Genomic DNA, 8050 nt, shown 5'->3' with positions numbered 1-8050 from the left:
TTAGTGAAGCTTTAAGGCTCCTTTTATATATAGAACATGCGTTCCATATAAGTATCCGGTATTAGCGATAATTTCTCATCGTTATCCCAATCTAAAGGGCATGTTAAGTACGTGTTACTCACCCATTCGCCGCTAAGTTCAAAGAACTTCGCTCGACATGCATGTATTAGGCACACAGCCAGCGTTCATCCTGAGCCAGGATCAAACTCTCGAAAAAAATTGACTTGTCATGTCTTGTATATATCTAGTTTTCAAAGAACTTCTTCGCTATCAAAAGCATGAATATTATAACACTATTTTTTTTATTCAAAGTTTTTTTAAAAATTTTTTTCGAATTTTTTATTTGAACTTTTGATTAAAAAAATACTATCCAAATCATAGTTTAATGGACAGTATTAAAGTTTTTGTTATTTGTATATTTTTGAAATATCAGCAAACATTGAAGTTTCTTCATTGTATTTTCTTCTATTATTAGTGTCTAATAATTTATTATATGTTTTCTCTGTTATTAATTTATCATCATATAAAACTTTTAAATAGTATGCAATAACTTCGTCTGAAAAGAAATATTCATAATCATTATATAAAGAAATGATGTCTTTAATTTCATCATAAATAGTCTTTCTTAATGATTCGGGATATTTCATCTCTTTTGAATGTTCAGCGAATTCTTCTCTATCAACAATTTGCAATTCTTTATCTGGATAACATTTTATGTCTAAATCATAATCAATAAATTTAAGCGTGTCATCTTCAAAAATTGGACGTGATGCAAGGTTTATATAATAATAAGAACCACTTTCCTTTAAAAGAACAATTGCATTGTACATTGAATCTTTCGGAATAAATCAAATTGCATTTTCTTTATATCTTCACCCATTTACATCTCTTTCATATTCAGCCACTTTAGTGTTTTTTAAAAATAAAACAATATGTCTCTTATTATGAAAAATTACTTTTACAGAATTTCATTGTCTATAAAGATGACCATTATGTTTATAAGCTTGAACATTAATCATTTGTCCAACTTTTAATTTAGAAAAATCTCATAGCATAAATCCCTTTCTGTTTGCTTGTAAATATCTTAACTATCTAAATAATTTATGAAAATCTAATTTAACTTTATTATCTGTAGTTTTTATTATATTGTAAACATTTTCATTTTTTGTTGATCTTGCCGTTGTTACTCATCTATTTTCAGGAAGTGTTATTTCTTTTTCTAATAAAATTTCATTTTCTTCAGCAATATTATTGTTATTCAAATCTTTTCATAAATAAATAACTGAATTATTACTTGGTTTTGTAATGAAATCTTCCGAAATATATGGAATAAATAAAGCGTTTGTATATTCATTTAATGAATTTGGATAAATTCTATTATTTAATTGCTCTTCTCTTTGCTGAGCTTGTTCTGATGTTAATGAATTTGATAACAATGCACCTTTATCAAAAGTTTTGTGACCAAAAAAATTGAATGTATCTAAGTATTTAATTTTTGATGTTGCAGTAACTTGATTATTATCTGGATTAACGAAGACAAACCCTGTGTACTCATTTGAATCTAAGTAACCACTTAATTTGATTTTATGTTGATTTGCTTCATTATTTTCAATTTGTGAATGCTCTGAATCAATTCATTTTCATCCACTATTATCATAATATAGTTGTGAAATAGTTTTTCCATAACCCATTGTATCTAAAAATAATTTGTAAAAATCAACTGATTTATCTTGTTTTATTTTCTGAAGATTTAAATATTCAGTTTTGGTTCTATATCCTACTTGAGGTTGATATTCAGATAAAGCAAAAGGTGTTGTTGGCAGAAGAATTGAAGATTGATTTTTATAAGTTCTTGTTCTGTTTGAATTTTCTTGAATTGTTAAATCACCTTGTATGTATCATCCTTGTCTATATTGTGAATCAAAATTATTCAAGAAAACTTTACTCATATCATCTGCTAAAGATGTTGGTGAAATTGTGTAAGTTGTGGCTGAAGATGTTTTATCAATATGAGCATAGCTAAAATAACTCATTGTAAAGATATCTTGACCTTTATTTCTTGAATCTTCTATAGCAGGACCAATTGGATTTGGTAAATTTATATTAAAGTAAGGTTCAAAACCATATTTTAAATATTCTCTAGGAACTAATTCAGTCAATGAATAATAGTAGCGAATATTATTTGATGAAAGACCGAACTTTGTATCAGGTGAATAATACAATTTTGAATGTTCTTTTAATTTTCTATTAAGTTCAATTACATCAGGATTGCTTGGTTTTCCGTTTGAAAGATCTCAAATATCTTTTGGACTAAAAACATTATGAATAAAACTGTTTTTTTTGTTATTATCTGCTCTTAATATTTCTCAAGTTTCATCAGAGATTTTTGATTTTGAAGTTACATCATAGTTTGATAAATATTGAAATGAATCAACAAACGATTTATTTCAATATTGAATGTAAAGATGATTATGCTGATCTTTAATTGTTGCTCCAGGTGAATAATAAATAATTGATGGGTTAACTAAATGTGAATCATCATTTTCAAAACTATAATATTTTGCAAGTACATCTTTTTTAAATGCAATTTCTGCATATGAGTTTGCTCAATGGTGCATATATTCGTGGAATGTTGTTTGCATCATATAAGCAATAATTTCATAAAGGCTCATTCCTGATTCACAAAAAAAGAAACCATTAATAAAAATATTTTTAATATTTGGAATATATAAACCGTTTGCAGTATTATCTATTACACTAAAATTATTTATATTTATAGCTTCAAGATCAAAAACTTCAGTACTGAATGGAATTTTTCTTTTAAATTCATGAGCATATAAAACTAAACCTTCAGGACCTAATAAATATCTACGTTCACTTTTGTCTTCACTAACATAATATGCATAGTCTCTAAAGGTCACATTTGTGTATGGATCTATGTATTCAAAATAGCAGGATCCATTAGTTTCTTCATATTCATGCACATTATTTTTTTCAGTTTCAAATCTATTTAATAATTGACTAACTTCATCATTACTTTTTGATGAAGTTTTCATAAATTCTTTATCGTTAATTGAGACTACATTAGAAGCTGCAATTGTAGGATGTGTGTAATTTGTAAATCTTAATTTAACTTTATTAACTTGTTTTTTATCACCATTTCCGGAAGATTTAAAAATATCTAGAAAACTGCATGAATTAGTCACAAGTGTTCCTAGACCTAAAATTGAACCAGTTAAAAACAATAAAGATTTACGTAATTTAGTCATGTTTAAATCATACACTTTTTATCTTCAAATATGATAAGAAGTGTTGTAATTATTTTTTTCATAAATGTGAAAAATTTACTAGAAAATATTAAATTTTTGATAACTAGACCTCAAAAAGTTATAGAATAAAAGTGTAAGAAATCGGAGGTGCTTATGTACAAATACAAAGCAAAATTAGTAGCTAGTGGTGAAGTTATTGCACAAGCTAACACAATTGACGAATTAGAAGGTCAAATTAAAGGATTTCGCCGTGGTCAAAAACACGGATTACACACCAAGGGAAATGAAAAAATTGAAATATTCCATATAGAAAGAAACAATTTGGAAGGTAAATCACATTCTAAAGAAGTTTCAGTTAAAGTTGTTTAATTTATTAAATAGAATTTATATATTAGTTTTATAGATATGTGCCACCAATTTTTGGTGGTTTTTGTTTAAAAAACTCTAATTGCTATATAATAAAAAGAAAATTATAAGGAGTTAAAATGTCAAAACCTAGATTAGAAGATAATTTTTATGAATACGTTAATTATGAATGATTAAATACTGCTACAATTCCATCAGATAGATCATCAATGTCAGCATTTGGTGAATTAGATATCAAATTAGAAAAATTGCTTAAAGACTTAACAGTTCAGTGAGCTAATGGTCAAAAAGAATTACCTAATGATCCTATGATGAAGCAGTATGTTGAATTTTACAAAATGATTATTGATAAAGATAAGAGAAAAGAAATCGGAATAAAACCGGCTAAAGATTTTCTTAAAAATATTGAAGAATTAAAATCATTTGAACAACTTGCTTCAAATTTTGATTACTTTAATAATAGATATGTATCTTTACCTTTATCTTTTGGTGTTGGGGAAGATTTTAAAAATAATAAATTACAAGTTTTATGACTTGATGAATTTAGCTTAATTTTGCCATCAAAAGAAACATATGAAAATGAACAAGAAGCAAATAGATTAATGACTGTATGAATTAATATGGTTTTTGATTTATTACAAAAATACGGATTTGATGAAAGAAAATCAAATGATTTAATTAATAAAGCTATTGCTTTTGATTTAAAAATTAAAGATTATGTTCTTTCAGATGTTCAAAAGGCTGATTATGTTTCATTATACAACCCTAGAGAAATCTTATGATATGCCGATAAAAGTTCAATTTTTAATATTCCAAACATTGCAGAGCAATTAGTAGGCCAAAAAGTTGAAATGATGCCTTGTTCAAACGTTAAATTTATTGAAAACTTAAACAATATTTTCAATAGCGAAACATTCGAAGAATATAAAGCCTTATTCTTTATTAAAAACTTAATTTTTGCTGCCTCATATTTAGATGAAGAAACAAGAATTAAAGCAACAGAATTTAAAAACGCAATTTACTCAATCCAAAAACCAAGAGATTTAGAAATGTTCGCTTATGATTTAGCTACTAAATATTTCAAAGAACCATTAGGTATGTACTATGCAAAACATTTCTTTGGAGAGAAAGCTAAAAAAGATGTAGAACATATGGTTGCTAATATGATTGAAGTCTATAAGAAAAACTTGGAAGAAAACACATGATTATCAAAAGAAACAATTAAGAAAGCAATTACTAAATTGAACAAATTAGGTGTCATGGTTGGATACCCAGAAATCATCAGACCATTTTACAAAGATTTTGTTGTTAAGACATATGAGCAAGGTTCAAATATTTTAGAAAATGTTTTATTCTTTGAATCAATTAAGACTCAATATAACTTATCGCAATACAATCAATTAAAGAATGATAAGTATTGATCAATGTCTCCAGCAGAAATTAATGCTTACTTTAATCCATTTGCAAATCACATTGTTTTCCCTGCTGCAATTTTACAAGCTCCTTATTATGATATTAATCAATCTTCATCTGCAAATTATGGAGGAATTGGAGCAGTTATTGCTCACGAAATCTCACATGCATTTGACAACAACGGTTCACAATTTGATGAAAATGGAAGCTTAAACAACTGATGAACTGATGAAGATAGAGTGAAATTTGACGAAAAAATTGCCGCTGTTATTAAGTTATATGATGGTAAGGAAACTAAATATGGAAAAGTTAATGGAAAACTAACAGTTTCTGAAAATATTGCTGATATCGGTGGAGTTTCATGTGCCTTTGAAGCTGCTAAACTTGAAAATGACTTTAATCCAAAAAACTTCTTCGAAAACTGAGCTAGAGTTTGAAGAATGATTATCACAGAAGGAAGCGCAAAAAGAAGATTGGAATCTGATGTTCACTCACCTTCAGAAATACGTGGAAATGTTGTTTTATTAAACAATCCAGATTTTACAAAAACTTATAACTTAAATGAAAATGATCAAATGTTTTTACCTGAAGAAGAACAAATCAAAATTTGATAATTAACTAAATTGAAAAATATAAACCTCAATATAACGAACACATTTTTAGTGATAGTTATATTGAGGTTTTTGATTAAATATTGAAATTTAAAAAAATAAATAGACGACCGCTGTCAAACTAGAACAAGAAAAGTAGACAGTTTTTTATTTTATGCCTACTTTTCTTGTTTTGATTTAATTAAGGTTATAGGATCTCACTTTACAAATCAGTGAAATTCGATTTTAGTTAATCTTTAAATTCATAAGTAATTGATTAATAAATTCAACAGTATCATTTATTTGACTAAGTATTTTTGAATTTATTAATACATCATATTTGTCATTATTTTGTTTTGAATTATCATATTTATGAAGTATATTTAAATAATTTCTTAAATGTTTTTTAAACTTAGAATCATCAGTTTCAGATCAACTTAAAATTTCATTTTTAATTTCTTTCAATTTATTGACTATATAGTCTATTTTGTTCAAATAAGCAGATAACAATTCATCCTTATTTATATATTTTGCAATTTTATCTAATTCAGATGCATCAAACGAATAAGAAATATTATAGTTATCTCCTAGAATAGAATAATCTGCATTTCTAATTTTTGTTTTAAAACCTTCCAAACCTGATTCCTTTAAATATTCAGATTCATGTCCAAATAAAGTAATTAACTCATAAACTTTTGTTCAAGTGTCATTTTTTCGATATTCCACTTTATTAAAAATTGACTTAAATTTTTCTAAATATTTTGCATATTCTATAGGAATCTTATTTTCATCTATCTTATCCAAATTCTCAAGACCTAGTCACTGGTTAATAGTAAGGCCATCGAATATTATTTGTGATGTTTCATTACTGTACAAATTACCTTTAGGATTTAAATAAACCCTATTATTGTATTTATTTATTATGTAGAAATTATTATCTTTATTTCTAGATGAAAATTCATATCACTCATCCACTCCTTTTAATGGGTCAAATCAAACTAGGATATCTTCAGTAGGTTTGAATCATTTTTTTGCATCATTATGATTATTCGAATTTTGATAAGTGTTTAAAATTTCAATATCATCTTTTATAATAGCATCATAAAATAGTGAGTGATTATTCTTATTATTACCGTTTATTTCGTTTTGAGACATTAATCAATATTTATCTTCGGGAAAACTAGTATTTTTGTCTCTAGATGATGTTAAAGAGTTTATTACTCATATTGGAGAATCATTTTGTTTAGTATTTTTATTTTTAAAATAATATGCAGAATTAATATAGAAGTAATATCTTTCTACTTCATAATTCTTAGAACTACTATATGCATAATTAACATATCTTGGATGAATAATATTATTATAAACATAATCTCAATAAGAACTATCATGATTATTAAATTTAGAAAACATTCCATTTAAAATTTCATCAAGTTCATGATTATGATTATTCACTACAGGAATTTGAATTAGAAAATCGGAATTCTCAATCCTGTCCTGTATGTGCTTGTCAAAGTCTGAGATTTTCACTGGAGGAACTTCGTCATAATATGAAGTAATTTTAGGGATGAAAATCCTATCGTCATTATATTTATTAGCGACTGCATATTTTTCAAAATTATAATTTAACTCTCACAGATTAATAAATTTATCTGCTAATTCAATGAAATTAAGAATAGGATCACTACTTTTGTCAAAATCAAATACAGCGTTTAAGTTTTTATGATTAAAGGTACTCATTAAAAGGTGAGTAAATCAAAATTGATCAAACTTATTTTGTATTGTAGACTTATTGAATTTTGCAACGTCATTGTGGAAACTAATATCATACTCTTTTGAAAATTTTTTAAATTCATTTCAATTTATTTTAAATTTTGAGTTAATTGGTTTAATGTCATTCATTAAACTGCTCAATTTTTTATTTGTATCGCTAGAAACACTTGCTAAATGGTTTGTTTTATGAATTGATAAAATGTTAGGTTTAGCATTTTTTAAATAATTTAATAAAATATCCAATTTTCTATGCTCAAAAGATTCAAAAGTAGACATTTTGTTAGGCTCATCAGGTAACTCATCATAATAACTTTTAATTTCCTTTATTGTTGTGCTAATTTTGTATTGAATTTTATTTCTGTTTAAAATAAAATTATTTAAAGCCGAATCGTAATCTATTTCTATATCTTTCAAAAATGTAGATTTCAAGTTTGCTGATAAAAAATCGATTTCATTCTTCACTTTATCTTTTATGTGCACAGCATAATCATCACTCACTAGATTAAATGATTTTAATTTAAAAGCAGGTTCAACATCCACTTTTTCTCATATGTTATAATTCTCTCTCAAATACACTTCTTCATTACAACTGTTAATAAAGAAAGGAGGTGTTAAAATTGTTGCAGTTAATATAGATAT

The 8050-nt window shown here is 25.8% G+C and carries 5 protein-coding genes and 1 rRNA gene; 2 read left to right on the top strand and 4 right to left on the bottom strand.

Features of this window, described 5'->3' with window-relative positions:
• The 3 genes from VBM86_RS01315 to VBM86_RS01305 all read right to left on the bottom strand — a co-directional run.
• Positions 1–217: ribosomal RNA gene (locus VBM86_RS01315) — 16S ribosomal RNA — on the bottom strand; the annotation flags it as partial.
• A gap of 190 nt (positions 218–407) precedes the next feature.
• Entirely contained in the window at positions 408–1055 is a 648-nt protein-coding gene (locus VBM86_RS01310; protein WP_257089504.1) for a DUF402 domain-containing protein, read from the bottom strand.
• A 33-nt stretch (positions 1056–1088) separates the two neighbouring features.
• A complete protein-coding gene (locus VBM86_RS01305) occupies positions 1089–3269 on the bottom strand; it encodes an MYPU_1760 family metalloprotease (protein ID WP_323176597.1) in 2181 nt (726 codons plus the stop codon).
• A 153-nt stretch (positions 3270–3422) separates the two neighbouring features.
• Between VBM86_RS01305 and VBM86_RS01300 the strand changes: the two genes are divergently transcribed.
• Positions 3423–3638, top strand: coding sequence for an MAG6790 family protein (locus tag VBM86_RS01300; RefSeq protein ID WP_257089500.1), 216 nt, complete (start codon positions 3423–3425; stop codon positions 3636–3638).
• A 116-nt stretch (positions 3639–3754) separates the two neighbouring features.
• Entirely contained in the window at positions 3755–5662 is a 1908-nt protein-coding gene (locus VBM86_RS01295; protein ID WP_323189597.1) for a M13 family metallopeptidase, read from the top strand.
• 222 nt (positions 5663–5884) lie between these two features.
• On the opposite strand, the gene VBM86_RS01290 is transcribed toward VBM86_RS01295, so the two are convergent.
• Positions 5885–7981: a hypothetical protein gene (locus tag VBM86_RS01290; RefSeq protein ID WP_323177603.1), complete on the bottom strand. Its 2097-nt coding sequence runs from the start codon at positions 7979–7981 to the stop codon at positions 5885–5887.
• Positions 7982–8050: the final 69 nt, after the last annotated feature.

Source organism: Mycoplasma sp. 21DD0573 (assembly GCF_034863425.1).
Classification (GTDB): Bacteria; Bacillota_I; Bacilli_A; order Mycoplasmatales; family Metamycoplasmataceae; genus Mycoplasmopsis.
Note: the sequence above shows the minus strand (reverse complement) of the source record. Positions and strands in the feature narration are given on the sequence as shown.